The sequence below is a fragment of the Flavobacterium sp. IB48 genome (assembly GCF_016405855.1).
Lineage (GTDB): Bacteria > Bacteroidota > Bacteroidia > Flavobacteriales > Flavobacteriaceae > Flavobacterium > Flavobacterium ginsengisoli.
This window is the reverse complement of the sequence record NZ_JAEFCA010000001.1, coordinates 1,455,470-1,480,257: the sequence shown is the minus strand read 5'-3', so window position 1 is coordinate 1,480,257 and position 24,788 is coordinate 1,455,470. Positions and strand designations below refer to the sequence as shown.

The following is a 24,788-nucleotide window of genomic DNA, read 5'->3' as shown; positions in this document are numbered from 1 at the left end:
CTCCAAATTCCAACTCATTGGATTTTGTGACTTGTCTATTGGAATTTTTAAAAATTATGATGGATCTACTAAGAATAAAGGTTGATCAAATTCTACTGGAGACATATCGTCAACAAGAATTTTTACAATTTTACCAGAAACTTCAGATTCGATTTCGTTGAATAATTTCATTGCTTCAATTACGCAAAGAACATCACCTTTAGATACAGTGCTTCCAACTTCAGTGAAAACTGGTTTATCTGGAGATGGTTTTCTATAGAATGTACCAATGATTGGAGATTTTATAGTAATATATTTAGAATCGTTAGCAGCTGGTGCTTCTGGAGTTACACTTACAACTGTTGGAGCTGTAACTTGTGGAACTGCCGCTTGAGGTAAAGCTGCCTGAGCAGGTAATTGCTGTACGTAAGTTGCCTCAGTTACATTTGTTTCTAAAGTTGTTCTGATCGTGATTTTTACATCATCCATTTCTAACTTCACTTCTGCAACGCCCGAATTTGCAACAAATTTGATTAGGTTTTGAATTTCTTTTAAATCCATAATGATTCGTTTTTAGTTTTAATTTATTTCTTATCGTAAGCCCATTTTAAGTAGATAGATCCCCAAGTGAATCCACCACCAAAAGCAGCAAAGATAATGTTATCTCCTTTTTTAAGCTTATTTTCAAAATCAGCCAATACTAATGGTAAAGTTCCAGAAGTAGTATTTCCGTATTTTTCAATGTTTACCAAAACTTTAGAATCTTCTAATTCTAATCTTCCAGCAGTAGCATCAATGATACGTTTGTTAGCTTGGTGTGGTACTAACCAGTCAACATCTTGATTTGTCAAATTGTTTCTTTGTAAAATCAATTCGCTGGCATCTGCCATATTAGTTACAGCATATTTGAAAACAGTTTTACCGTCTTGCATAATATTGTGCTGTCTGTTTTTTACAGTATCTTCTGAAGGCGGAATCAAAGAACCTCCTGCAGGAATTTTTAGGAAGTCGCGTCCTACACCGTCACTTCGTAAATATTCATCTTGCAAACCTAAGCCTTCGTAATTTGGTTCAAAAAGAACTGCTCCAGCTCCATCACCAAAAATAATACATGTTGCTCTGTCTGTATAATCTACAATTGATGACATTTTATCGGCACCAATTAAAAGTACTTTTTTGTAACGTCCTGACTGAACATATGCTGCAGCCGTAGACATTCCGTACAAGAAACTTGAACATGCAGCCTGCAAATCATATGCAAATGCATTTGTCGCTCCAATTTCTGTTGCAACAAAAACTCCTGTAGAAGCCACCATCATATCTGGCGTTGCAGTTGCCATTATAATCATATCAATCTCAAGCGGATCAATATTTGCTTTAGCAATCAAATCCTTTGCTGCTTGTATAGCAAGGTACGATGTACCTTTATCAGCATCTTTAAGAATTCTTCTTTCTTTAATTCCTGTTCGAGCGGTAATCCACTCATCATTGGTATCAACCATTGTTTCTAGCACTTGGTTCGAAAGAACGAAGTCAGGAACATAAGCTCCAACAGCGGTAATTGCGGCTGTGATTGTATTCATTATATTCTATTATTTTCCTTTCAAATTATGATTAATTTGAAAAATTTTTAAAAGACCCGAAAATTACAAAAAAAAACGTAACGAATTTGTCTATATTTTCCTAAAAAACGAAAATTATAACCAACAAAAAAAACTCTCACTATGTGAGAGTTCTAGTATAATTTACAAAAACGTATTAAGCAACCGCTTCAGATTTATCGATAACAACTTGCCCTCTGTAGTACATTTTACCTTCATGCCAGTAAGCTCTGTGGTATAAATGCGCCTCACCTGTAATAGGACATGTAGCGATTTGAGCTACAGTAGCTTTGTAATGTGTTCTTCTCTTATCTCTTCTTGTTTTCGAGGTTTTTCTCTTAGGATGTGCCATTTTACTATATTATTTATCCGTTAATAGTTTCTTTAATTTTTCCCAACGCGGGTCAATATCTTCTTCTTTGTTACTCTCTTCCTTTTGTTCTTTTACACTCAGCTCATTCAGTTTTGTCAAAGCTTCTGTCTGAAGGCTTCCATCTTTAACCCCTGGATGAATCCTTTTTTGAGGTACAGAAAGCGCGATCATTTCATAAATATACTGCGCCACATCTATCTCATGTTCACCATGTGGTAAAATCAACAATTCTTCATTATCATCATTAAATTCATCTCCAAAGCGAACTATTAACTTCATTTTCCCTTTTATAGGTAAATCAAAATCTTCGCCTGTTAGATCACAAGGTACGTTTACCGCCCCTTTGTGTTTGAATTCTAATTCTAACATATTACTTTTCTTATCAAAAAGTAAATTGACTTTAATATCAGAATTTTGAAACTCATCGTACTCAAAATTCTTAAAGAACTCGTTATTTATCTGATACTCAAAATGGTGTTTTCCTAGTTTTAATCCTACGAAAGGAATTAAAAATTCTTTTGTTTTGCTCATTTCAACATCAATTTGAACAATTCAGTTCTAAAACTAGATATCTGAATTGGGGTGCAAAGATATAAAATTATTACAAATCTAATAATCTTATTCACCTTTTTTTGTTTATAACTGTTTTTCTTTTATTTTAAGAGGTTTTTGGCTAATCTCCTCATACTGATTACGCGAGCGAAAAATATCGATCGCAAGATATACTGCCTCCTTAAACGAATTGTAATCTGCCATGTCTTTTCCTGCGATATCATAAGCTGTACCGTGGTCTGGAGAGGTTCTAACTTTATTCAAACCTGCTGTATAATTCACTCCTTTTCCAAAAGACAATGTCTTAAACGGAATTAATCCTTGATCGTGATACATTGCTACAATAGCATCATATTTTTCGTAGTGACCACTTCCAAAAAAACCATCTGCTGGAAATGGACCGAAAACCATCGTTCCTGAATCAAATATTTTTTTCAATGTTGGCTTCAAAACCAAATCGTCTTCCTTTCCAATTACACCACCGTCACCAGCATGTGGATTTAGACCTAAAACTGCAATTTTCGGCTTAACGATACTAAAATCTTGAACTAGAGATTTTCTTATAGTTTCAATTTTTTTAGCAATTAACTCTTCAGTTAAATGAGAAGCCACTTCACTTAATGGCACGTGATCCGTAATTAAACCTACTCGCAAATTATCTTGAACCATCATCATAAGCGCATCACCTTCTAATTCCTGATTCAAATAATCTGTGTGACCCGGAAATTTAAAATCTTCAGATTGTATATTGTATTTATTAATAGGAGCTGTTACCAAAACATCGATTTCACCATCTTTTAATGCTTGTGTAGCTGCTGTAAAAGATTTAATTGCGTATTCTCCTATTTTAGGATCATTTGCTCCAAAGTTAATATCAACACCTTCTCTCCAAAGATTTAAAACATTTACTTTACCTGGAATAACTTGATCTAATTTATCAACTCCGTGAAATTGAACTGTCGATGTAAAACTTTTTCTAACAAAAGAAAGAATTTTAGCATTTGCAAAAATAACCGGCGTACACAATTCCAACATACGAGAATCCTCAAATGTTTTCAGTATAACTTCGCTTCCAATACCGTTTAAATCTCCAACTGAAATTCCAACAATTATATTTTCTGCTTTTTTATTCATGAGCTCAGTTTATTTATTACTAATTTTGATGTGCAAATTTAGTAAAATAAAACCACAATGTTCACAGGAATTATAGAAACACTTGGCAGGATTCATGAAATTCAGAAAGACCAAAACAATCTTCACGTAACCGTTGACTCATCAATAACTCACGAATTAAAAATAGACCAGAGCGTCTCGCATAACGGAATATGCCTTACAGTAGTTGCAATTAAAGACTCTCTTTATACCGTAACAGCAATAGACGAAACCATTCTAAAAACCAATATTGGCGATTGGAAAGCTGGTGATATTGTAAATTTAGAAAGAGGAATGAAGCTTGGCGACCGTCTAGACGGACATATTGTACAAGGCCATGTAGACCAAACTGGAACTTGCATTAAAATCGAAGAAGCAAACGGAAGCTGGAATTACACTTTTGAATACGATAAAAACCAAAACAATATTACGATCGAAAAAGGTTCGATTACTGTAAATGGAGTAAGTCTTACGGTTGTAAATTCTAAAGAAAATGAATTTAGCGTCTCAATTATCCCATATACTTATGAACACACTAATTTTAAAGATTTCAAAGTTGGAACAAAAATAAATCTTGAATTTGATGTCGTAGGAAAATATATTTCTAGACTTTATTTGATCAACAAATAACGTTTCACATTTCAACATAAAAAAAGCTTCAATTTAAATTGAAGCTTTTTTTATGTTGTTTTTATATATCACGGCAAAACCTAAAGCCAAACCTCCGATTGCTAAAAAAACAATATTTTGATCTATTGGTATACCAGCATGGTTATCGCAGTTTTGAGTCAGGTCATCACATTCTTCATCATCGTCACCTGCTGTTGTATTCACTTTAGCGCTATTTAGCATCGGTTTTGGAGGATGCTCAGATCCAGCCATAACTAATAAAACATTTAATAATAAGGCAATTACTAAAAATGGGGCTTTTAGATTCTTCATAAATTCAAGCTATTGCAAACTGCAATTCTAGATAATTATTGACAAATATTCTTTAATAGAAATTTCATACAAATACTTTTCTATCTCCAAAATCTTGGACAAAAGTATAAGTTTTTTGCACAAAACCAACTTTTAAAATCAAAAATACAAAACAAATTTTAACAGTTTTAACTAAAATGCCTATAATCCTTTTCAGAAAACGCCACAGAGGACAATACCTTTTTTTTATTACTAATCTCAACTCTTACAAGCTTATAAGAATTTCCTGATTTTAAAAAAATCTATTTTTTTAGCCTTTTCAAAAATTCCGTAAAACAAACCTATCAAAACTAGGTTTAGATTCAACACAGATACAATAGAGAATACTCTCAAATTAATATATTTGTAAAAAATAAATTCGACCACTCAAATTCAAAACAATTAAGAACCCTCAATCAAGCAAATGAAAAACCAATATACAGTCGGAAGTTTATACGCAGGTGTTGGCGGCATTTGTCTAGGTTTTGAAAATGCAGGTTTTAAATTAGAATGGGCGAATGAATTTGACAAAAAAGCTTGCGTTACCTACAGAAATAACTTCGAACATACTCTTATCGAAGGCGATGTAATGCAGCTTGAGGCAAAAGATCTCAATAAAATTGACATTCTTACTGCTGGATTTCCGTGTCAGCCCTTTTCTCTTGCTGGCCATAGAAAAGGTTTTAAAGATAGTAGAGGAAATCATTTCTTTAAAATATTAGATTTTATTGACGAAATGCGACCAAAAGTAGTATTTCTTGAAAATGTCAAAAACCTAAAAGGCCACGACAAAGGAAACACCATGAAAGTAATTCAGCGTGAAATAAAAAAACGCAATTATACTTTTGACAGCGCTATCTTAAACACAAAAGATTTCGGAAACATTCCACACAATCGAGAACGAATTTTCATGGTTGCTTTTGACAAAGATTTCGTCAAAAAAGGTTTTAAATTCAATTTTCCCGAAAAAGAAGAATTAACCAAAAAAGTTACCGATTTAATCACAAAAGAGAAAGTCGATAAAAAATTCTATTACACTGAAGACAAATACATGTACAACATGCTGAAAGAATCTGTTGTAAGAAAAGATAGAATTTATCAATTCAGAAGGCAATATGTACGAGAAAACAAGAAAGAAGTTTGCCCCACTTTAACTGCAAATATGGGAACTGGCGGTCACAATGTTCCCATTATCACAACTGAATTTGGTTTTAGAAAATTAACGCCAAGAGAGTGTTTTCGTTTTCAAGGCTTTCCTGATCATTATAAATTGCCTAAAATTTCAAATTCCAGCCTTTACAAACAAGCTGGAAACTCAGTAAGCATGCCTGTCATAGAAAGACTCGCCACCGAAATATTCAAATGCATTGAGAAGGCCGAAGCCAGACAATTAAAAGCCGAAAAAGTTTAAATACTTAAAAGCATAATTGTCCCTTCTATTTTTGCCAGGCAAACTTCCAGATTTTTTTCAATTTCTTTACTCCAGAACCTCAAAATAGTCCAATTTTCAGAAACTAGAAAAGCATTGACTTCTTCGTCCCGCTGTATATTTCTTTCAATTTTCGGAATCCAATATTCGCGATTCGTTTTAATTCTCAGCTGCTCCGTTTCCCAATCTTTTCCGTGAAAAAACTCGCTATCGACAAAAATGGCGATTTTATATTTGGCAAAAGTAAGATCAGGCCTTCCAAATACCTTTTTATTATTTTTTCGATATCTGTGACCTAATTTCCATAACGCTTTAGCAAGCCTTACTTCGCCTTTTGTAGCAGTACTTTTTATCGCCTGCATAGTTTTCCTCCTCTGTTCTGGAGTTAATCTATCCATCTGAAGATTAAATTTGTTTTGGATGGATAAAGTTAAGGGATTTTAGAAAAAGTGAAGTTTAATTTTTGATGCGGAAAATTTCAATTTTCACATTTGCAAAGTGTCAAAAAACAAAAAAGCCTTTACATTTCTGTAAAGGCTTTGTGTTTCTAAAAGAGTGGTCCCACCTGGGCTCGAACCAGGGACCACCTGATTATGAGTCAGGTTTTATATGTTTTCACTATTACTTATTATAAATTATTATTACTGATAATCAGTGATTTATGATTTTAAAAATAAAAAATGAATCATTATTTCTTATTTTAATTGTACTTTTGCTCGTCAAATGTTCGTCAGTTTTTAAATTATATTTTTCACTAATGGTATCACATAAATTCACAATAAAGACAACAGGAAATGCACAAGGCGAGTATTTCATTAATCTTGTTTTGATTAAAGACAGAATTAATACTAGTTTATCAATCAAGAAAAAATGTAAATATGATGATTGGTCATTCGAAACAGAACGGCTTAAAAAATCACATAAAGAATATAAACAAATTAATAATCTGATCGAAAAATATACGAGCCGTGTTAATACTATTATTCATGAATTTGAGCTAGATGAAACTCCATTCACCTTACATGATATTGTAACCCAATTCAAAAAAAAATCAGGAAAACAGCAAGCTCTTAGCTATACTGCTTTTCATGAAAGTTTAATAGAAGAAATTAAAAATGCAGGAAAATTGTCAACTTACAGCATTGAGAAAGATACCCTAAAATCTATCCAAAGATTTTTTAACAGAAGCGAAATCACATTTAAGGATTTATCTGTAGATGCAATTTATAAATATCAATCCTTTTTAAACGGGAACAATAATAGCCAAAGTACAATTGGAATAAGGATTCGTACTTTAAGAGCGGTCTTTAATAAAGCAATCAATCGTGAAATAATTCCCGGCACGATTTACCCCTTTAACAAATTTAAGGTATCAAAAATCAAGGAAAGCGGTAAAAAAGAATATTTATCCGAAGAAGAAATTGTATTGTTGAAAAATGCAGCTTTACTTAAAAAAAATGACATTTTTGCAAGAGATATGTTTTTGTTAAGCTTTTACGGAAGAGGAATTAATTTTATAGACTTAATACAATTAAAGAAAACAGATCTATATAAAGAAACAATTACATATAAAAGAAGCAAAACTGAAGTAATCGTAAACTTTAAAATAAACGATTTCTGGAAAGATAAAATTATAAATTACGCTTCAGCACCCGATTCGTTTTATTTATTTAATATTATTCATAATAATCAGAACTCTGAAATTTATATAAACAATAAAAAAGAAAAATACCTTAAGATTTTTATAAACAAACCGCTTAAAAAAATTATTACTGACTTGGGCATTAAGAAGAAAATAACCTACTACTGTGCAAGGCATTCATTTGCAACTATTCTGAAATTTAATAATATTTCACTAGACATCATTAAAGAAGCTTTGGGTCATAAAGACATTAAATCTACCATGTCTTATTTAAACACACTTCCAAGTAACACTTTAGACAAAATGATTGATGATATTATTTTTTGAGTCAGATTAGATTCAATATAAAATTATCTTTAAAAAATAATTAAGAGGTTTTGCTGACAGTACTGTAAATTGGATTATTTTATTCGCAAATTAATAAACTTTAATTTAAATGGCATCAAAAAAAATTATATTTGAGGTTATAAATACAAAACTTAACTGAATATCAAAATTCAGCCAATTTCAATTGTTATTAAAACATAACTTTTGTTTACTGATTTAAATTTTATATACCAACAAATAAAATTAACTTAGATTCTTAAGAAATCAGAAATGAAGGTTTTCTTGTTAGTGAGAATAACAAAAGTTGAAAATAAAATAAATGATTTAAATGAAAAATTGGATACCAAAAGCAGTTTCCTATCTGGAAAAATCATTAGGAAAAATACCTAGTGAACTTAATGAAATCGATTGGAAAGCCTCTTTATCACCAAAAAACGATAAGTTATGCAAGCATATTACAGCTTTTTCTAATTTACCTGGTGGTGGTTTTTTAGTTTTCGGTGTAGATGATAAAACAGCTGCAATTTTAGGAATCACAAAACCAGACGCAGATATTATTGTTGAGCGTTTGGCTTCTCTGTGCAGGGATGGTGTAGATCCTTTGGTTAGTATTGATCATAGTATTGAAACTTTTAGGGGAGAAGAACTGTTGTTCGTTCACATTAAGGAAAGTGCTGTAAAACCAGTTCATATTAAAAGCCAAACAATTGAAGAAAGTTATATTCGAAGCGGTGGAACTACCCGTAAAGCATCTCGTCAAGAAATCGGAGCTTTAATGCTCAATAGTAAAACACCAACATGGGAAGAGTTACACTCTTCTAAATTGCTGAATGAGGTTGAAATCATTACATTACTTGAATACGATAAAATTTTAGATTTACTTAAAAAACCGATACCTACTAATATTCCGGAAATTATCAAATGGCTTGAAGATGAAAAAATGATTGTTGATATTGATGGGAAAGGCTACTATATAAGCAATTTTGGTGCTATATCTGCCGCTAAAGATCTCAATAAATTTGACGGATTAAGTAGAAAGGCTCTCCGGTTGATAAAGTATGAAGGTAAAAATAAATCCGCAGGAAGTAAAGAATATCCAGGAACAAAAGGTTATGCAATTGGTTTTGAAGGATTAATTCAATTTGTAAAAGGACTGCTCCCTGGCAGTGAAGTTATTAAGCATGCACTTAGGGAAGAAACAAGTGTCTATCCAGAAATTGCTCTTAGAGAACTTATAGCCAATATTCTTATCCATCAGGACTTTACTATTCGTGGTACAGGGCCTATGATTGAAATTTTTGAAGATCGAATCGAATTTACTAATCCAGGCAAACTACTACCATCAAAAAAGATTGATAGATTGATTCGAACAACACCTGAATCTAGAAATGAAATTCTGGCAGCTGCTTTTAGAAGATATAATATTTGTGAGGAAAGAGGTTCTGGTTTTGAAAAGGCCGTTACCTCTATTGAACTTTTTGGTTTACCACCATTAAGATTTGAAGAAACGGACAACTCTTTTAAAGTTACTATGTATTCTCCTCGTAAATTTGCAGATATGTCCAATGATGAGCGTATTGAAGCTTGTTATCAACACAGTATTATTCAGTATTATGGAAATGGAGGCTTTAATAATACTTCTCTAAGAAAGAGATTTGGAATGCATGATAAACAAGCAGCTCAAATATCAAAATTGATTAAAGAGGCAATCGATGCTGGAAAGATTAAGCTAAAAGATCCAGAAAGTGAGTCCAAAAAATTCACCTTATATGTTCCATACTGGGCATAGTGTTTTTATATGTCTCACATTTCGAATTAAGTAATAAAGCACTGTAATACAAGCGTTTTTTATTTAACTCGAATTCGGAAATAATTCAGAAATGGATTTTTCATGGATTTTTCATGGATTTTTCATGGATTTTTAAATAAATTCCGGAAATAGATTTTTAATTGAGATTTGGAATAAAATTTAATCTTCAAATTTAGAATCAAAATCTGGAATAAGATTTTGAATTAGGCAACACTTTTATTTACTCAACATGCAGAATAAAAGTATAAAATCCCGATTTGCAAGGCTTTCTTATTTAACTCGAATTCGGAAAACAATATTTTAGTTTAAACGGATAATGTAAATTAAACGATAAATGTAAGTTTTCTTTGGTATAAGTCCATTAGTATGGAAAAGAACTTGAATTATTGAAAACATAGAATTGCTAAAAAAACGACCTACCTAAAGAAATAGAATTCTAAAACATATAAATTGATATTAAAAAAATCTAAAATTAGTTGAGCCTTTTTTATGAATAAGAATTATTCCGAAATTATTTATTGATTAGTTTTTCAAGCCTTGCCATCATTTCATCTTTTTCTTTCAACATCCTTTCATACAACGCAGTTCCGGATCTTGCATAAATTTTACATCGGCAAATACCATCTAAAACCTAATCTGACTCCAAAGTTTGAAGAATTTCTTGGGTAACCGTCAGAACGATAAGCCATTACTTCCGGTTCTATATAGGCATTATATTTAAGTTTCCCCGACCATATATAACCCACCCTAAAATCCATAGGAAGAGCAACTTTTCCCGTTTTATAATCAATTTGCCACTCCGGCTCAATACCGGCATAAACACCATTTGGCCAGGTATAAAATACATTGGGCTGAAGTACTGCGTAGGCAGATGACCCATATTTTCCGTTTTCTGAAACTGTAAAGAAATTCTCTAAAATCCAATACATCTGCCATTTGCCCAGATTTGTAAACGTAACTGTGAAAGCTGGACCGAGACTCCATTGCGGAGAGCCAAGCTGATGATCACTGGCTGTTGGAATCTGGATATTCCACCCGGCTCCAAATTGTCCCCAGTTTTTTTTCCCCAATATAAAAAATTGGTTTAATACGACATCTCCCAATCCTGTAGTGCCATCAGGCGCTGTATTTACAAAAGCAATGACCCTGATCAGCTGAGGAACTTTTATTAAAAGCCCCTCTTTCAAAGGCAGGATACCACGGATACGAAAGTTTTGCGCAAAGCCATCCTGATTTTCGGATTTAAAAATTGCATATTCTTCCAACTGCAGCTGCCACGCCAAAGTGGTAGGGTTCATCACTTCCTGTGATAACTTTACCGAAGTTGCTCCACTTGGTGGCTCCTCGGTTTCTTTGGTTTCCTGAGCATATGCGCCATAATCTATCATACCAATTATAAAAAGAAGTAAGCTAAACCTTCGGCAAGATCTTATACATTCATTTTTTTTACTTTTCATATCCATTTAGGTTAATTTTTTATTTTTCAGGATAAATAACTTTCCAGTCATTTTTCATATCGGAGACCGTCCAGCCTTTTGCTTTTGCCTCATCAAGACCTTTGTCCAGCGTGCCCACAGGTGATTTTCTATCATAAGCCCATTCTCTTATAGAATCTGTATGATGAACATATAACATAAAGCTTTTATACTTATTAGAAGCCGTATACTGAAGCATTTGCAGGTCCCCATCTGAGTTTCCGACTGCAAATACAGGTTTACGACCGATAAATCTGTTAATGCCAACCGGCTTGCCTTCTTTATCGTCAATAAAATCAATTTCAGCCAGCCTGTTGATCAAAGGATTACTATTATTGTAATCAAATTTTGTTTTAATACTGCTACCAATAATCTGATCCTTTGGAATTCCATAAACGTCTTCAGCCCAAGGACGCATAAATTCAATTCCTCCCCCTGAGACAATAAACACTTTAAAGTCATTAGCTTTTAAATAATCTACAAGCTCAATCATAGGTTGGAATACCAATTGGTTAAAAGGTTTTTGTTTAGTAGGATGCTTGGCAGTTGCAACCCAATCCTTAACCAATTTTTCAAATTCATCAGTATTCATTCCTGCATGGGTAGTCATCACGATCTGCATCAGTCCTTTTTCTCCCTGTTTCATCAAATCCCCCATATTATTTTCCAGCAGGGCTTTATAGGGTTGTTTGTCTTTCCATTCGGGATGATCTTTGGCCATCGCTTTGATCCTGTCAACAGCAAAAAAGAATTGAAAATAGATTGGTTTCTCGGACCAAAGCGTACCATCATTATCAAATGTGGCAATACGCTCCGAAACTGGGATAAAATTTGCACTCTCAGGATTTGTTACATCTTTTACATAATCTACAATAGCACTCTTGGTTTTATTGTCATTCCAGGATGCCAATGGATTATCATTCACAGAAGACTCTTTTGTATCTTTTATTGCTGTCTTTTCTTTTGACTGCTCTTTTTTACATGCTGTTATCAGGGTTAAGAAAACAAAAAAGGCAGTAAACCTAAAGGTCAATATTTTTCTAATGTTATTCATAATTGATTTGATTTTGATTACTTGAATGAAGAAAAGAAATACTGGAAAATAGTGCTTAATAAATAAAAAAAAGATACCCTTATTTATTTGTCATTTCAATCTTACCTTTATAAATCTCTTCTAATTTTTTAGGGGCTCACTAGGAATCCAATATATCTGCTAAGTGAAATTAGGATTAGGAAAGAAACCATACCTCGTTATGCAAAACCTGCATTATACAGCTTAGTTTATTTTTCTTTAAGGCTTTAAAAGTAGAATGAGTTTCAGGTTAATAACTTAAACATAACCTTAGAAGAAAATTGAAGTATAGTGGCAAAGAAATAAAACCATCTCAAATTTTGTTTTGAGACGGTTTTTTAAAATTTTTATTAAAATAATGATCACCCTCCACCGCTTCTTTTAGCAGTTGATATGGATTTTAGTTTCTGTTGTGCCTCTTTAAGCTTCAAATAATTATCAATAGTAATTGGACCAGGATAGAGGTTACTTTGCACTTCATGAGGCGGATATTTTTCATAGGTTTTAGCAAATTCTCCAATAATGTTCTGGATAGTTGGCAAAAACCATGTTTTCTCTGTAAAATTGTTCATGAATAAATCATAGCGCTCTTGCGGATCTGCCCATAAGTCAAATATTTGCGGTACAGTTGCTACATAACTCGCCGCCCCTTTCCAACCTAAATTAGAATCTACCGCCAAACCACCTGTTGCTTGTCCGTTATCACCACGTAAATTAAAGACTGCTTTGAATTTTCCAACTCTGATAGCTCCAGGCAATAATTCATCTTCAGTAAAATAAAACCACATGTTTCTTTTAGATTTTCCTGTACCAAATAAAACTGGAGACATATCATAACTGTCAAAAATAGTTGGTTTTCCTTCTCTGTCTACCGTTGGCAATTCCTGCCCTGATAAAGCGGCAAAAGTTGCCATAAAATCCAGTGTTCCTAAAATATCGCTGTTTTTACTATTTGCTTTAATTTTTCCAGGCCACCATGCTAAAGTTGGAATACGGCTACCGCCTTCACGATCAGTTCCTTTTGTTCCTCTAAAAGGAGTATAACCACAATCAGGATAAACGTCTTGCCAAGTTCCATTATCAACCGTATAAATGATTAATGTATTTTCGGCAATTCCCATGTTACGAACTTCATCCATAATACGGCCAATTCTTGAATCTAATTCAACAATACAATCGGCGTATTTATTTTTACCTGCAGATTTACCTGCATAATCAGGATGCGGTAAATTGGGCTGGTGATTTTTTGCAAAAGAGATTTCCATAAAAAATGGTTTATCTTTTTTACCGTTTTCTTTCAGCCATTTTATAGACTCTTCTTCTGTATATTGATCTAAAAACGGAATTACTTTTCCGTCTATTTTTCTAACTTCTCTGTATGGCTTTCCAGCCTCTCCTTCTAAAGCACCTTTGGTTCCTTTGACCCATGTTGCTCTAATATCATCTGGCATGTCAGCATTCCAATCTGGATCTGTATAAGTGTAAGCGTTTAAGTGGTAAAGCGTTACGTTTTTCATCACATCAAAACCTTGTGCAATTGGCATGGAATAGTCTTCTTCGCCCAAGTGCCATTTTCCTGCAAAAAAGGTATTGTAGTTTTTACGTTTTAATAAAGATGCTAATGTCCACTCCGCTTTTGGAAGTCCACCGCCATCTCCGGGAAATGCAACCGTTGTCATACCGCTTCTATTAGGTATCCTTCCAGTAATTAGCGCTGCCCTTCCTGGTGTACAGCTTGGCTGTCCATAAAAAGACCAAAACTGCATACCTTCATTCGCCATTCTATCAATATTTGGAGTTGCGGCTCCTCTAGCTTCACCACCGCCATAAGGACCTAAATCTCCCCATCCGGTATCATCTGACAATAAAATAATAATATTCGGACTTTTGCTTGACTGTGCGTTAAGGATCACACAAAATAGCAAAAATAAGACTAAAAAAAAGTTTTTTTTGTTCATGATATAAGATTTTATAATTATACAAAAGGGATAAAAGCATCCTACTCAAACAAAAATTATAAAAATTCATTTAACCAATTCAATTGTTTGAAACAAGATCAATTTATAAACTAAACTATAAATTTAGAGAAATAACTTATCTCAACTTTCTTAAATTGGTTTCATTTTATAATATGAAACAAAAAAACAGCAGATGAAACCATAAATAATAATAATAATAATAGTAGTTAAAAATATAGTATTCATATGGACTTTGTTATGCCTAGAAATTGAAGACCTTTAATGGAATTCTTATCAAAACAACTACGAACATTGAATTATTTACTTCCAATTGAATTTATATACGCTTTTTTCATAAGCTTTTTAGTTTCTTTATCATTATTAATATACATATACTCCCAAGCTTTTCTTATTCTATCGTTTTGAATTTGCAGCATTTCAATTTCTTTGTTATTATCGCTATAATGTATTCCCCAGTTATAAAGATTGCTTAGGGCTACCAGTATAACAAGCCATAAAAACCATCTTCCAAAAACAATTTTATAAAACAGTTTTGCATCCTGTTCTGGAAATAACAAAATCTGAAATTTCCTAACGATACTTTTTGGCTGCCTGCCAATCATAAATTTAATATCCAGGAAGCTTTTTTGCAGGATAGCCTCTATTGGTTTAATATCCAATGATCCCAAAACATTTTTTTCTGCTTTCTGCTCCTTTGTAGATACATCGATTTTATTCCCTATGTTATTTATGGCAATAATAAGCGCCTCAATATGCCGATTATTTGTCTTCTGTTCCTGGGCAAATTCCTCCAATACTAATTTTAATGTTTCTCGTTCTATATGTTCTTTGTTTGCATCTGTTTCCATACTACTGTTTTTAAAATATTATCTCCTTAATGATGGTCTCTTTTTTTTCTTTTGAAGTCTTCTCATTAATTCAGGATCAATATAATCCGGTTCATATTCAGAATTCATTAGCTGACCTGTAAATCCTAAAATCTCTTTAACAACTTCCTCTCCTGTTCTACCTAAGTTATAGTTTTGCTTTTCTTCGTTTTGCTTTCCAGTATTGAAAGAATTAGATATTGACTGACTATCTCTGTCATGATTTTTTTCTTCACCAACATTTTTCCTGGCATACTGTTGTTTCTGATGTAATCTTTTTTCAATTTTTGTTAATGAATAACCAACTTCGCTTCCTTTTATTTTTACTTTTTTATCATCTATAAAAGAAATCCCCCTGCCTTTGAGAACTTTATATCCTAAATTTTGCATTTGTTTTTCAAATGCTAGATAAGAACTGGCAGACTTTAATGTCTGCTCGATATCTGCTTTAAGTTTTTCTTTTCTACTATCATGACGAGGCAATAACCTGTCTTTAGGAGTAAGGAATGCTCTTGGACTTAATACTTCTTGAAGACCATATTTCTTTTCAAGGCGACGACAAAGTTCAGCCATCCGTTTATAGCTATTACTATCATTGGCAACCTTACCATCAAAGCCAACTCGATTGGATGCAATATGAATATGTTGCTCTTTGGTATCCTTATGTAGCACACAAATGTATTGGTTGTCTGCTATACCAAACTCCTTGGCACATTCTCTGCCAACTTCTCTCAATTGTTCTTTGGTTAATGTATCTTCCGGAGCTAAACGTAAGGTCAGATGCAACATTGGTTTTTCAACACGCCTGCTTAATTTTCTAACATCTTTAAACTGCTTCGTAAGCTCATACTTGTTACCGAAGCATTTATTATATTCTAATACTTCTGCTCGGTCCTTATGCTGCAAACGGTCTTGCATTGCAAGTGCAAGTTTTTTCTCTTCAGACAATTCTCTTTTATCTTCCAAACAATAGCTAATGCAATGGTAAAACGAGCTACCTATACTTACGCGACCAATCATGACATAAAGTTTTTAATTTGAACGGCAAGATTTTTAACCTGACCTGACTGTACTTTTAATTCTGCCCTTTCAAGCGGACTTAATTCATCGTTGCTATTTCTCTTTTTAGCTATTTGGTTCAGGTTGGCTGCCATATGGTTGAGCACTCCGGTAAAACTTAGGATTTCTTTCGGAAGGGCTTTATTTCTGTAATCAATCTTTGCAGTTAATCCGATTTCACGAAGGTATTCAGAAACAGTAAGATTTACTTTTTTAGCTTTGGATTCAATTATTTTACGCTCGTAGAGTGTACATTTAATTGCCATTAGTTGGTCTCTCTTTATCGCCTTTTTGGGTCTACCTCCTGTATTTTTTTTTGTTTCATTCTGTTGTTCCATAATCTTTCATCATTTATTTTTTGAATGCGGCAGCATGAAAAAAATTCTCTCAACGAATGCCATAGCATGAGAGGAGCCAGCGTTTTGGTTTTACCAAAACATAGCTGGCTACCACTCGGACGTCATATAGATCTCCTAAAACTATGACCTCGTTTAACTTGCTGTTCCTGGTTTAACCATTCGTTTAAATCTTTCTTTTGCTCATATAAAAAACTTTGATCGGTATATTTTGCAGAATCTCTTTGAAGGGCTTCGCTAGTAAATTTTATACCTCCGGAATCTCTGTCTAAATAAAGATCGACTCTATCGTGTTTTTCCATTAATTGTAAAGACTTCTTAAAAAAAGATAGAGAATTTAGTATTAGGAAATTTGTTTGTAGTTTAACCGATTTTTGATTCATCATTTTATAAGAGAGGTAGTCAAAAAAGCCTTCAAAAACGACTACTGATTTTGCTTGGGCATTTATGAAAGTGATATCTTTTGGTGAGCTGCTACCTTTAAAATTTTCACTACGTAATTCATATCCTCCTGAAATATTTTGAAATCCAATAACAGTATACTTTCGATTATTTAAACAAAAATCAACCTCTTTACAATGCTGCCTTGCAATCTCTTGTGAAATGCTTCGTTTGTCTAAATAAGCCATCAGCAACTTATTTTCCAATGTGCGTACATCAACAATGACAATTTTATCAAGTGGATTATCTTTCTTTTCATTTGCAATTCTTAGATTTGAAGACTGTCGATTCTCATTCTTAAGGGATAAACTTATACCAGAGGAAATACTTTTGTCATTTAAAAGTTGTAAAAATTCCGAAACAGTGCATCTAAAATATTCAATCCCAAAATCGACTACATTTCCTCCTTTGCCTGTTCCGTGGTCATACCATAAATTCAACTTTTGATTCACTTTGAAAGAGGGTGTATTTTCATTTCTGAGTGGCGATAAATACCAATAATCCTGATTTTTTATTTTTGATGGCTCATGCCCTAATGTTTTAAGATAATTGACTAAATCAATTTGATTTGCAATTTTACAATTGAACTTTTCCATAATTGTTTTTTTTAATCTTCTATTTTATTTGGCACAAGTCTGTTCATTTGCTAATGAAAAAAAAGAACTATAATTTTTTCTTTTTTTAATATTTTGATGCAAATTTCATCTAACCCATTGATTATACTGACACTACACTGCATCAATAGCTGCATCAGTGCATCACTTTATTTTTATCCTGCATCAGTTTTGCATCAAAAAAGATTGTTTTTTAGTTTGATGCAAGCTTTGATGCAGATCTGTTTACCTCAATTACAAGCCTTTATACTAATTTTGCATCAAAGCATCAAATATTTTATAAAACAAAATCTTTTTGATGGTATAGAAACGTCCTCTTCTATCTACTTTCACATACTCACCGTGCGACAATAATTCAATTCCACAATAAGATTTCGTATTGTCTTCGGGTATAAAACCCCACCGTTTGAGAATATTTCTTATTTCACTAGCAGAAATATCCATTCTGTTATTTTGCTTTCTCAGTAGAATAAAAATATCATTAGGAGCTAATTTCAACTCATCCTTTTCCATTTTTTCAAAACATTCATGAATCAATTCAAGTATCAGAATTTCTTCTTTATTTCGATTTACAAGCTTTAACAAGGAAGCGGTCATAATTTGTTCGGGTTTAAACCACATTCTGGTTTTTTGCTCGGAAAAATAATTTCTCATTTGCAGGTACTTTAAGAAATACGGAATTTCTTTATTCAGTTTTTTAAGAAAGAATACATCTTCTGTATTTATAGTGCGAATTTTACGAATCCAAAAACGGATTTCTTCTTCGTCTATTTGAATAAAATTATCTTCATTATTAGAACAAAGAATAAATTTTGCAAAGAATTCAATTTCTTGTCGATCCTTTCCTTTTGCTTCTATTTTATCTTTGTCAGTCGTAGAAAGGTACTTTAAACGTTCTGTAATTTCTTTTTTATCAAAAAACACTTCATCAATCGCTACAAGTAACATACTCGCCCAATCAGAATTAAACTGCGAACCAAATGAATCGCCTTTTATGTAAGTCATATTCATTCCAAAAATTGCTTTCAACCACTTTATAAAAGAGCTTTTACCTGTCGATCGCTCTTTGCTTACTAAACAAAGAATCGGTAATGTTTGCGTAGGTTTTTCATATAAAAGTTTTACGTAGTCTAAGCCTAATTGCGCTTGATCGCCAAAAATATGTTGCATAAATTGCAATGAATTCGGAATCAATTTTTCGAGTTCATCTATCGGAAAATCCTTGACGATGGGTTGGTTAGGGAGTTCATGATAGGTATTATAGAAATCATCTACAATTTGCTCGTAACCAAAATGATTAGGAATACAGCAAAATCCATCTAATTTAAGTATGCTATTCAAAAATGATTTTCCATGATCTGAAATGATTGTTTCACGATTCCACCGAACCATTACTTTTACTTTATCACCAGAAATTAAAGGTTTATCAATAATTTTGAAATAGGAAGTCCCTACTCTGATATAAGGAATATCTAAGTCCATAAGATTCAAATTATAATCCTTACAATCTTGTCATAAGAATTTGATTAAAAAATAAAAGATTTTTATGCGTTCATGCAGAAGTTGAACGACTTATTTTTTCCACAAAGCAGCATTTGTGTTCTCAAGATCTTCAGTAGTACTAATGATCTCTCCGTTTAGATAATCAAGAAGATCCTCTTTTCTAAAATAGATTTTCTTTTGACCTTTTTTCTTGGAATATCTAATCTTTCGTTGGTGGGTAAGCTGATAAATGTATTTAACTTCTATAGATAAAAACTCTGCAGCTTCTTCAGAGGAATAAACATCTTTACTATTTAAAGATAGTTTCATTAATGCCTTTTTAATAAACGCATCTTGTTTCTTTGCTAGTTCCATTACGATCAATTCCAATCGATCAATTTTGGAAGTAAAATTACTTGCATCCATGTTTCTAATTTTTAAATTATGAAACAAGTTTACGGAGGTTTGGCTATGTAAAAAATCGTGTAAAAACAATTTACATATTTAAAATAAATCATAATAATAAATTCTCAAGCAGAACAAATCATTTTAGCTTATTTTATCTTTAAAAAACATATTTGAGTAATCAAATTTTACATAGCGATCAAGGCAATTTTTCAAATAATCGTGTAAAATCGTTAATGTGTAAAGTTTTAACTCCATCATTTATTGTAATATACTTATTCAAAAAATCAATAATTTTGGTGTTTGTTTTATCTTTACTCTGAGAATTCCAATTTTTTTGGATATTGAAAAGTGACGTCAATATCTCTATTATGTTCTGTTTCGAGTTTCTTTTATTATCTATTTTTATTAAAATTGATCCTTCTTTTATTTCCATTCCATTGCAGAACTTATAAAGATTTTCAATTGAAGAATTATCCCGAAAAATATTAATACACTTTTCTATTACCAAATCAAACTCTCTTCGATGAATCTGTTTAATAATATCTCCATAGGTTAGATTTACTGCGTCTTTAAAATTTACACCGTTCTGATTTATTGATTCAATTACATTTCTTTCTTCAAAAATCACTTCTCTTTGCTTAAATATTTCCTTGGGATTTTCAAACCAATCTCGTACTATTTTAAAAATACTTCTTGGAGTTTTTACCTCAAACATATAGAACAATACAAATTGAGTAAGAATTAATAAAAAGAGATTCAATATGATTTTGTAAGTATCTGAAATACTCAAAACTTCTTTTCCGAGGAAGGTTCCTATGAAAAATGATAAGAAACAAAGCAGTAATAAAATCAATAACCTGTTTTTGTTTATTCCAGCATAATAATTAAATTTCTCTTCAAAATATAGATTTACAAATAAAGGTTTAACTATGAAAAATAATCTAAAAAGAAGATATACAGGTACAATAATTTTAGCAAAAATTAGGATAAATGACAAGATGTAGATATAAATGGTCATATTACAATCAGTTAATTCCCATAAAAGTAAACAAAACTAATTGATTATAAAAAACATTTTGTTCGTCAAATGTTCGTCAGAAAAAATAAAAAAGCCTTTACATTTCTGCAAAGGCTTGATTTTACCAGTGGTCCCACCTGGGCTCGAACCAGGGACCACCTGATTATGAGTCAGGTGCTCTAACCAGCTGAGCTATAGGACCGGTTTAGAGGATGCAATATTACTACTATTTTTCATTCACTCCAAATATTTTAAGACATCATTTGTATTTTATTTTAAATCTTTTTTTGAATCTCAAAAACGAAATTGATTTTCAACGTCTTATTCAAAAATTAAAATGACATTTTTTTATTTAATTTCTTGACAAAGCTCAACCAAAACACCATTTGTGTTCTTTGGATGAAGAAAAACGACCAATTTATTATCGGCTCCCTTCTTCGGAACTTCATTAATTAAGACAAAACCTTCGTTTTTTAAACGTACAATTTCAGCTTCGATATCATCAACATCAAAAGCGATGTGATGGATGCCCTCTCCTTTTTTCTCCAAAAACTTTGCAATCGGACTTTCTGGATTTGTTGCAACCAAAAGTTCGATTTTGTTATTTCCGGTTTGAAAGAAAGAAGTTAATACACCTTCGCTTTCTACAGCTTCCATTTTATAAGACGGAACGCCAAGCATTTTTTCGAACAAAACATTCGCATCGTCCATGTTTTTTACTGCAATCCCGATATGTTCTATTTTGTTTACCATCTCTTCAAATTTATTGATTTGTGTATGTTCTAAAATAACCGCATTCTGCAATAACATCCTGATAATATTTGGTATCAGAATAGTCTTTTCTTAAAGCTTTGAACGAGTTCCAGGCAATAAAATTAACTTTATCATCTTGAATTTCCCAATAACTGTTTACGGCGCTGTATTTTTTATTGTAATAATCATTTCTTTCACATTTCGAAATCAGATACAAACATTTTGCTTTTTGTTCTTTGTTCGAAGCTGCCTCAAATGCTTTTTGGTAATACATTTTAGAAACCGAATTATTTGTAATCATTTCTTTCATCGAATCTCTAAATGAATACGGACTTGAACCATAACCTACAATGCTCATTTCATAAAAAGTTCTTCCGTTTCCAAAATGAGAAATATTGTAAAACGCATTTCCTAGCAAAAGGCTGTTCGTATAAACATCTTCTTTCTGCGCTAATTTATCTTGCATTTCTTTTATGGTAGTTAAGAAATCCATAAAAGTATATTTTCTCTTTTGATACGCTGCATGTTCACAATCGTGGCAATCTTTTATATTTCCGTTAAACGGATTTCCTAAGAACTTATAATTTTGAACTGAATCTGTTTGTTGCATAAAAGCAATTGCTTCTGGAATTTTGTTTTTGAAAGTTGCCTGAACCGCCTGAAAGTTATTAATGTCTTTCAATTTTAAACTATAAATTCCTGCGCCAATTTTTTCAATTTCAGATTTATTAGATTTTTCTAAAAAGCCTTTTATTGCAAGCAGATTTTTTTCATTGTCATAATATGCATTTCCATCGTTCCAATAACTATAGCGTGATTCTCCATAAATCTCAGCCATAACCAAATTGCCTTGTTCTTTATACAAATGCGACAAATAACTTCTGCTCCATGAAGAAGCATTTTGATAACGAAATGTGTCTCCTTTATAATTTTTAGGAAGCTCAGTGTACAGCCAATTCAAATCAGCTAGAATGGTTTTCTCATTTTTATCTGTCAGTTTATCGATCTTGCTTAAATTATTTACAAAACGCAATAAGCGAAGTTGCATTCCTGCCAATTCTGTTTTCGGAAGCGTTTTTTCAGCTTTGGCATAATTTTTATCTGCATTAGCATAATCGCCTTTTAGCGTTTGAAGATATCCAATTGCAATGTCCCACAAATATGGCTTTTCAGTATTTCCAGCAGCAGAAATTTTAGCTATCAAATCAACAGCGCTATTGTCTACTTTTGTTTTATTTTCTGCTTTATTTTCGGCAACAGTCTGCGGTTTCGGTTTTTGATTTTCTCCTTGCCCATCCACCTGAAACGAATTATTTATTTTTTGTTCTAGCGAATTAACCAATCTTGTCCCTAAATAATTTAGATGTTCGCTTTTTGGGTCTAATTCGTAGATTTTTTCAATCGCCTGTTTTTCGTCTTTGTAATATCCGTGAATTGCCCAAAGTGCTGCTTTTTCTTTGTTGTTTTTTGCCATTGCCAAAGCTTTAGTCCAATCTGACTCATTTTTTGGTTTAAAACTATAAGCTGTAACCACTCTTAATTCTGGACATTTATCAAAAACTTGAGCGTATAAATAATTCGAAGTCGCAAATTTTTTCTGCTTATAATTAATTCCAGCAACATATGCCAAAGCGCGATAATACAAAGTATTTTTAGCAACTGAGCTTTCTGTTTTATTAAAAAAATCAATTGCTTTTTGTTTGTCGTTACTATAGAAACGAGCTTTCATGGTCAAGAACCAATATCTGTTTTTCAAAAACGGATCCGACAAAGTATTATACACATTTTCTATGGACTGAATCATTTTGGCATCATTGAAAGTTTTTGCCACAACAGGATCGTAACTCCAATAATCTTCACCAATTGAAACCGTTTCTATCTTTTGGGCTAAATACAGAAATTCGACAAAGTTCTTCACTTTCTCATCTTTCAGATTAAGCTTTTTGCCCCATTTTTGCGTGCTTTTATTTTCTTTTTTCGTTTTATAATAAACATGCAAGCCTTCAATTTCTTCTTTGTTTTTGATGGTATTTTTGTCATCAGAATAATATCTTGGCTTTTCATCTCCAATTAAAAAATAATTGACCGTTGTCGTATCAACTTTTCCCTTTAAATAATCTGCCCAATCTGATTTTATATTTTTATTAAAACGAGAATTGTGTTGGGTATCAAAACCAATTCCGTAGAAAATTCCGCCCGACAAAAACAAAGGCGAATACGATTTATCAGCAAAAGTTTCTGGAGTAAAATTTGAATTGTAAGAACCTAAATAATCCCAATCTCCATCAGCGCAGGCGTATATAATTCCGAATGCAGAAAGCAAAACGGCACTAGAAGCAAGAAATAATCTGCTTAAAAGTATTTTTTTCATAATTGTTTAAATTGAATTCGTCTAAATCGTAAAATATAATTTCGTTTGGCTTTTCGACAAGATGATCTTGCAAATCTTCTGCCATTTCTTTTAAATCTTCTGGTTTTATTTCTTCTATTTTCAAGAGATCATTTTCTTCATAAAAAACTCCATTTTTATAATTGGATTGTTTTACTCTGAAAAAAATCGGACTTGTTTTTTCAAAATTGGAATCTTTCTCTAGTTCTCTGCTATTCATTTTAGAACGAAGTCCAATTACTTTGTTATTTCTTATATGAACTCCCCACGAATAAATTGGAAATGCGAAATCTAAATGTAGCGGATATCTTTTTACACTTTTAAGATATTTTTCTGCCACTTTCCTATCATAAATAGAATTTAAAGAATCGGGCGCAATTGATCCCATATTATAATACATCAAAACTCCAGAATCGACATTTGGGATTTTTGTCTTTTTGAAGTATTTCACTTGATGCAATCGAATCGTCGCAGAAAGCTTCTTTTTCGAAAGCTTTTTAAAAACCTCAATAAATTTCAGGTAATTCTCTTTGCTTTTTAAAGTCCAATCGCAGTCAATTTGAATTTCCTGACACTCAATTTTGTTTTTAATATTGATTTGCTCGATAAAACCAAACGTTTTTTGAGCCAAATCGTTTACATCCAAATTGGATTGCAACATAACTTTGTTCTGAATAAAAACAACCGGAACAATTTTATATACTTGGGGATTTTCTTCAAAACGAACAGGACTTATAGGAATTGGAAAATTTGATTCTGGATGAAGCCCAATGTCAAAATATCGTATATAAAGTTTTTGAACATTGTTATTGATTAATGCTTCTTTTTCTGTTTTTGAAAATTTGAAAATTGTTTTCCAGTAATAAAAAGAGATTACTGGCTTTTCGCTTTTAGTGCATGACAGCATTAAAAAGAGAAACGAAACTAAAAAAAAACGCTTAAACAAAACTTTAGATAATTATATTTTAGAGCAAAAGTAAGAAATTATATCGCCTTAAAGCGTTTGAAACCCTAAAAACTTAGAAGGAATCTAAAAGTGCCAAATCCTAAT

General features: G+C 32.2%; 24 protein-coding genes, 1 tRNA gene and 1 pseudogene. 4 read left to right on the top strand and 22 right to left on the bottom strand.

Features of this window, described 5'->3' with window-relative positions:
• Window positions 1-54: 54 nt before the first annotated feature.
• The 5 genes from accB to pdxA all read right to left on the bottom strand — a co-directional run bounded on the left by accB (window position 55) and on the right by pdxA (window position 3,639).
• A complete protein-coding gene (gene accB / locus JC605_RS06380) occupies window positions 55-540 on the bottom strand; it encodes an acetyl-CoA carboxylase biotin carboxyl carrier protein (RefSeq protein WP_095928350.1) in 486 nt (161 codons plus the stop codon).
• A gap of 23 nt (window positions 541-563) precedes the next feature.
• Window positions 564-1,562, bottom strand: coding sequence for a beta-ketoacyl-ACP synthase III (locus JC605_RS06375; RefSeq protein ID WP_095928351.1), 999 nt, complete (start codon window positions 1,560-1,562; stop codon window positions 564-566).
• 175 nt (window positions 1,563-1,737) lie between these two features.
• The gene (gene rpmF / locus JC605_RS06370; protein WP_008465217.1) at window positions 1,738-1,932 is read right to left on the bottom strand and encodes a 50S ribosomal protein L32; all 195 of its coding nucleotides are present in this window, start codon (window positions 1,930-1,932) and stop codon (window positions 1,738-1,740) included.
• Window positions 1,933-1,941: 9 nt separating this feature from the next.
• Window positions 1,942-2,484, bottom strand: coding sequence for a DUF177 domain-containing protein (locus JC605_RS06365; RefSeq protein WP_198855385.1), 543 nt, complete (start codon window positions 2,482-2,484; stop codon window positions 1,942-1,944).
• A 105-nt stretch (window positions 2,485-2,589) separates the two neighbouring features.
• On the bottom strand, window positions 2,590-3,639 hold the full coding sequence (pdxA, locus tag JC605_RS06360; protein WP_198855384.1) for a 4-hydroxythreonine-4-phosphate dehydrogenase PdxA: 1,050 nt from the start codon (window positions 3,637-3,639) through the stop codon (window positions 2,590-2,592).
• Window positions 3,640-3,696: 57 nt separating this feature from the next.
• Between pdxA and JC605_RS06355 the strand changes: the two genes are divergently transcribed.
• On the top strand, window positions 3,697-4,287 hold the full coding sequence (locus tag JC605_RS06355) for a riboflavin synthase (RefSeq protein ID WP_198855383.1): 591 nt from the start codon (window positions 3,697-3,699) through the stop codon (window positions 4,285-4,287).
• A gap of 33 nt (window positions 4,288-4,320) precedes the next feature.
• Here the strand turns inward: JC605_RS06355 and JC605_RS06350 are convergent, their stop codons facing one another.
• On the bottom strand, window positions 4,321-4,599 hold the full coding sequence (locus JC605_RS06350; protein WP_198855382.1) for a hypothetical protein: 279 nt from the start codon (window positions 4,597-4,599) through the stop codon (window positions 4,321-4,323).
• Window positions 4,600-5,041: 442 nt separating this feature from the next.
• Here JC605_RS06350 and dcm point away from each other — a divergent pair, with 442 nt between their 5' ends.
• On the top strand, window positions 5,042-6,028 hold the full coding sequence (gene dcm / locus JC605_RS06345; RefSeq protein ID WP_198855381.1) for a DNA (cytosine-5-)-methyltransferase: 987 nt from the start codon (window positions 5,042-5,044) through the stop codon (window positions 6,026-6,028).
• Here dcm and JC605_RS06340 read toward each other — a convergent pair.
• Entirely contained in the window at window positions 6,025-6,444 is a 420-nt protein-coding gene (locus JC605_RS06340) for a very short patch repair endonuclease (RefSeq protein WP_198855380.1), read from the bottom strand. The two genes, dcm and JC605_RS06340, sit on opposite strands and share 4 nt — an antisense overlap.
• A 263-nt stretch (window positions 6,445-6,707) precedes the next feature.
• On the opposite strand from JC605_RS06340, the gene JC605_RS06335 reads away from it, so the two are divergent.
• Window positions 6,708-8,015 (top strand): site-specific integrase, encoded by a 1,308-nt coding sequence (locus JC605_RS06335; RefSeq protein WP_198855379.1) that lies wholly within the window; start codon window positions 6,708-6,710, stop codon window positions 8,013-8,015.
• Between the two features lie 328 nt (window positions 8,016-8,343).
• A complete protein-coding gene (locus JC605_RS06330; RefSeq protein ID WP_198855378.1) occupies window positions 8,344-9,804 on the top strand; it encodes an ATP-binding protein in 1,461 nt (486 codons plus the stop codon).
• Window positions 9,805-10,336: 532 nt separating this feature from the next.
• Here the strand turns inward: JC605_RS06330 and JC605_RS23685 are convergent.
• The 15 genes and pseudogenes from JC605_RS23685 to JC605_RS06260 all read right to left on the bottom strand — a co-directional run.
• Window positions 10,337-10,408, bottom strand: a pseudogene (locus JC605_RS23685) (XRE family transcriptional regulator); the annotation flags it as partial.
• Window positions 10,409-10,430: 22 nt separating this feature from the next.
• Window positions 10,431-11,282: a hypothetical protein gene (locus JC605_RS06325; protein ID WP_198855377.1), complete on the bottom strand. Its 852-nt coding sequence runs from the start codon at window positions 11,280-11,282 to the stop codon at window positions 10,431-10,433.
• Between the two features lie 19 nt (window positions 11,283-11,301).
• Entirely contained in the window at window positions 11,302-12,354 is a 1,053-nt protein-coding gene (locus tag JC605_RS06320) for an HAD family phosphatase (protein WP_198855376.1), read from the bottom strand.
• A 380-nt stretch (window positions 12,355-12,734) separates the two neighbouring features.
• Complete coding sequence (locus tag JC605_RS06315; RefSeq protein WP_198855375.1) at window positions 12,735-14,330, bottom strand: arylsulfatase; 1,596 nt, start codon at window positions 14,328-14,330, stop codon at window positions 12,735-12,737.
• A 317-nt stretch (window positions 14,331-14,647) separates the two neighbouring features.
• Entirely contained in the window at window positions 14,648-15,199 is a 552-nt protein-coding gene (locus JC605_RS06310) for a hypothetical protein (protein ID WP_198855374.1), read from the bottom strand.
• Between the two features lie 18 nt (window positions 15,200-15,217).
• A complete protein-coding gene (locus JC605_RS06305) occupies window positions 15,218-16,237 on the bottom strand; it encodes a relaxase/mobilization nuclease domain-containing protein (RefSeq protein WP_198855373.1) in 1,020 nt (339 codons plus the stop codon).
• Window positions 16,234-16,614 carry a mobilization protein gene (locus JC605_RS06300; RefSeq protein ID WP_198855372.1) on the bottom strand — a complete coding sequence of 127 codons (381 nt, stop codon included), beginning with the start codon at window positions 16,612-16,614 and terminating at the stop codon, window positions 16,234-16,236. The genes JC605_RS06305 and JC605_RS06300 overlap by 4 nt, the downstream gene beginning before the upstream one ends.
• 122 nt (window positions 16,615-16,736) lie before the next feature.
• On the bottom strand, window positions 16,737-17,669 hold the full coding sequence (locus JC605_RS06295; RefSeq protein WP_198855371.1) for a toprim domain-containing protein: 933 nt from the start codon (window positions 17,667-17,669) through the stop codon (window positions 16,737-16,739).
• Between the two features lie 267 nt (window positions 17,670-17,936).
• Entirely contained in the window at window positions 17,937-19,169 is a 1,233-nt protein-coding gene (locus JC605_RS06290) for a DUF5906 domain-containing protein (protein ID WP_198855370.1), read from the bottom strand.
• Between the two features lie 90 nt (window positions 19,170-19,259).
• The gene (locus JC605_RS06285; RefSeq protein ID WP_198855369.1) at window positions 19,260-19,595 is read right to left on the bottom strand and encodes a helix-turn-helix domain-containing protein; all 336 of its coding nucleotides are present in this window, start codon (window positions 19,593-19,595) and stop codon (window positions 19,260-19,262) included.
• 178 nt (window positions 19,596-19,773) lie between these two features.
• Window positions 19,774-20,430, bottom strand: a complete 657-nt coding sequence (locus JC605_RS06280) for a hypothetical protein (protein ID WP_198855368.1) — start codon at window positions 20,428-20,430, stop codon at window positions 19,774-19,776.
• A 293-nt stretch (window positions 20,431-20,723) separates the two neighbouring features.
• Window positions 20,724-20,797, bottom strand: a tRNA-Ile gene (locus tag JC605_RS06275).
• A 146-nt stretch (window positions 20,798-20,943) separates the two neighbouring features.
• Entirely contained in the window at window positions 20,944-21,348 is a 405-nt protein-coding gene (gene mce / locus JC605_RS06270; protein WP_179004308.1) for a methylmalonyl-CoA epimerase, read from the bottom strand.
• A 10-nt stretch (window positions 21,349-21,358) separates the two neighbouring features.
• Complete coding sequence (locus tag JC605_RS06265) at window positions 21,359-23,719, bottom strand: hypothetical protein (RefSeq protein WP_198855367.1); 2,361 nt, start codon at window positions 23,717-23,719, stop codon at window positions 21,359-21,361.
• Window positions 23,679-24,644, bottom strand: a complete 966-nt coding sequence (locus JC605_RS06260) for a hypothetical protein (RefSeq protein WP_198855366.1) — start codon at window positions 24,642-24,644, stop codon at window positions 23,679-23,681. Before JC605_RS06260 ends, JC605_RS06265 begins: the two co-directional genes overlap by 41 nt.
• Window positions 24,645-24,788 lie beyond the last annotated feature (144 nt).

What these genes read in the sequence shown, in the direction of transcription:
- accB (WP_095928350.1), bottom strand. Translation starts at nt 540, where the DNA reads ATGGATTTAAAAGAAATTCAAAACCTAATCAAATTTGTTGCAAATTCG.
- JC605_RS06375 (WP_095928351.1), bottom strand. Translation starts at nt 1,562, where the DNA reads ATGAATACAATCACAGCCGCAATTACCGCTGTTGGAGCTTATGTTCCT.
- rpmF (WP_008465217.1), bottom strand. Translation starts at nt 1,932, where the DNA reads ATGGCACATCCTAAGAGAAAAACCTCGAAAACAAGAAGAGATAAGAGA.
- JC605_RS06365 (WP_198855385.1), bottom strand. Translation starts at nt 2,484, where the DNA reads ATGAGCAAAACAAAAGAATTTTTAATTCCTTTCGTAGGATTAAAACTA.
- pdxA (WP_198855384.1), bottom strand. Translation starts at nt 3,639, where the DNA reads ATGAATAAAAAAGCAGAAAATATAATTGTTGGAATTTCAGTTGGAGAT.
- JC605_RS06355 (WP_198855383.1), top strand. Translation starts at nt 3,697, where the DNA reads ATGTTCACAGGAATTATAGAAACACTTGGCAGGATTCATGAAATTCAG.
- JC605_RS06350 (WP_198855382.1), bottom strand. Translation starts at nt 4,599, where the DNA reads ATGAAGAATCTAAAAGCCCCATTTTTAGTAATTGCCTTATTATTAAAT.
- dcm (WP_198855381.1), top strand. Translation starts at nt 5,042, where the DNA reads ATGAAAAACCAATATACAGTCGGAAGTTTATACGCAGGTGTTGGCGGC.
- JC605_RS06340 (WP_198855380.1), bottom strand. Translation starts at nt 6,444, where the DNA reads ATGGATAGATTAACTCCAGAACAGAGGAGGAAAACTATGCAGGCGATA.
- JC605_RS06335 (WP_198855379.1), top strand. Translation starts at nt 6,708, where the DNA reads ATGATTTTAAAAATAAAAAATGAATCATTATTTCTTATTTTAATTGTA.
- JC605_RS06330 (WP_198855378.1), top strand. Translation starts at nt 8,344, where the DNA reads ATGAAAAATTGGATACCAAAAGCAGTTTCCTATCTGGAAAAATCATTA.
- JC605_RS06325 (WP_198855377.1), bottom strand. Translation starts at nt 11,282, where the DNA reads ATGAAAAGTAAAAAAAATGAATGTATAAGATCTTGCCGAAGGTTTAGC.
- JC605_RS06320 (WP_198855376.1), bottom strand. Translation starts at nt 12,354, where the DNA reads ATGAATAACATTAGAAAAATATTGACCTTTAGGTTTACTGCCTTTTTT.
- JC605_RS06315 (WP_198855375.1), bottom strand. Translation starts at nt 14,330, where the DNA reads ATGAACAAAAAAAACTTTTTTTTAGTCTTATTTTTGCTATTTTGTGTG.
- JC605_RS06310 (WP_198855374.1), bottom strand. Translation starts at nt 15,199, where the DNA reads ATGGAAACAGATGCAAACAAAGAACATATAGAACGAGAAACATTAAAA.
- JC605_RS06305 (WP_198855373.1), bottom strand. Translation starts at nt 16,237, where the DNA reads ATGATTGGTCGCGTAAGTATAGGTAGCTCGTTTTACCATTGCATTAGC.
- JC605_RS06300 (WP_198855372.1), bottom strand. Translation starts at nt 16,614, where the DNA reads ATGGAACAACAGAATGAAACAAAAAAAAATACAGGAGGTAGACCCAAA.
- JC605_RS06295 (WP_198855371.1), bottom strand. Translation starts at nt 17,669, where the DNA reads ATGGAAAAGTTCAATTGTAAAATTGCAAATCAAATTGATTTAGTCAAT.
- JC605_RS06290 (WP_198855370.1), bottom strand. Translation starts at nt 19,169, where the DNA reads ATGGACTTAGATATTCCTTATATCAGAGTAGGGACTTCCTATTTCAAA.
- JC605_RS06285 (WP_198855369.1), bottom strand. Translation starts at nt 19,595, where the DNA reads ATGGATGCAAGTAATTTTACTTCCAAAATTGATCGATTGGAATTGATC.
- mce (WP_179004308.1), bottom strand. Translation starts at nt 21,348, where the DNA reads ATGGTAAACAAAATAGAACATATCGGGATTGCAGTAAAAAACATGGAC.
- JC605_RS06265 (WP_198855367.1), bottom strand. Translation starts at nt 23,719, where the DNA reads ATGAAAAAAATACTTTTAAGCAGATTATTTCTTGCTTCTAGTGCCGTT.
- JC605_RS06260 (WP_198855366.1), bottom strand. Translation starts at nt 24,644, where the DNA reads ATGCTGTCATGCACTAAAAGCGAAAAGCCAGTAATCTCTTTTTATTAC.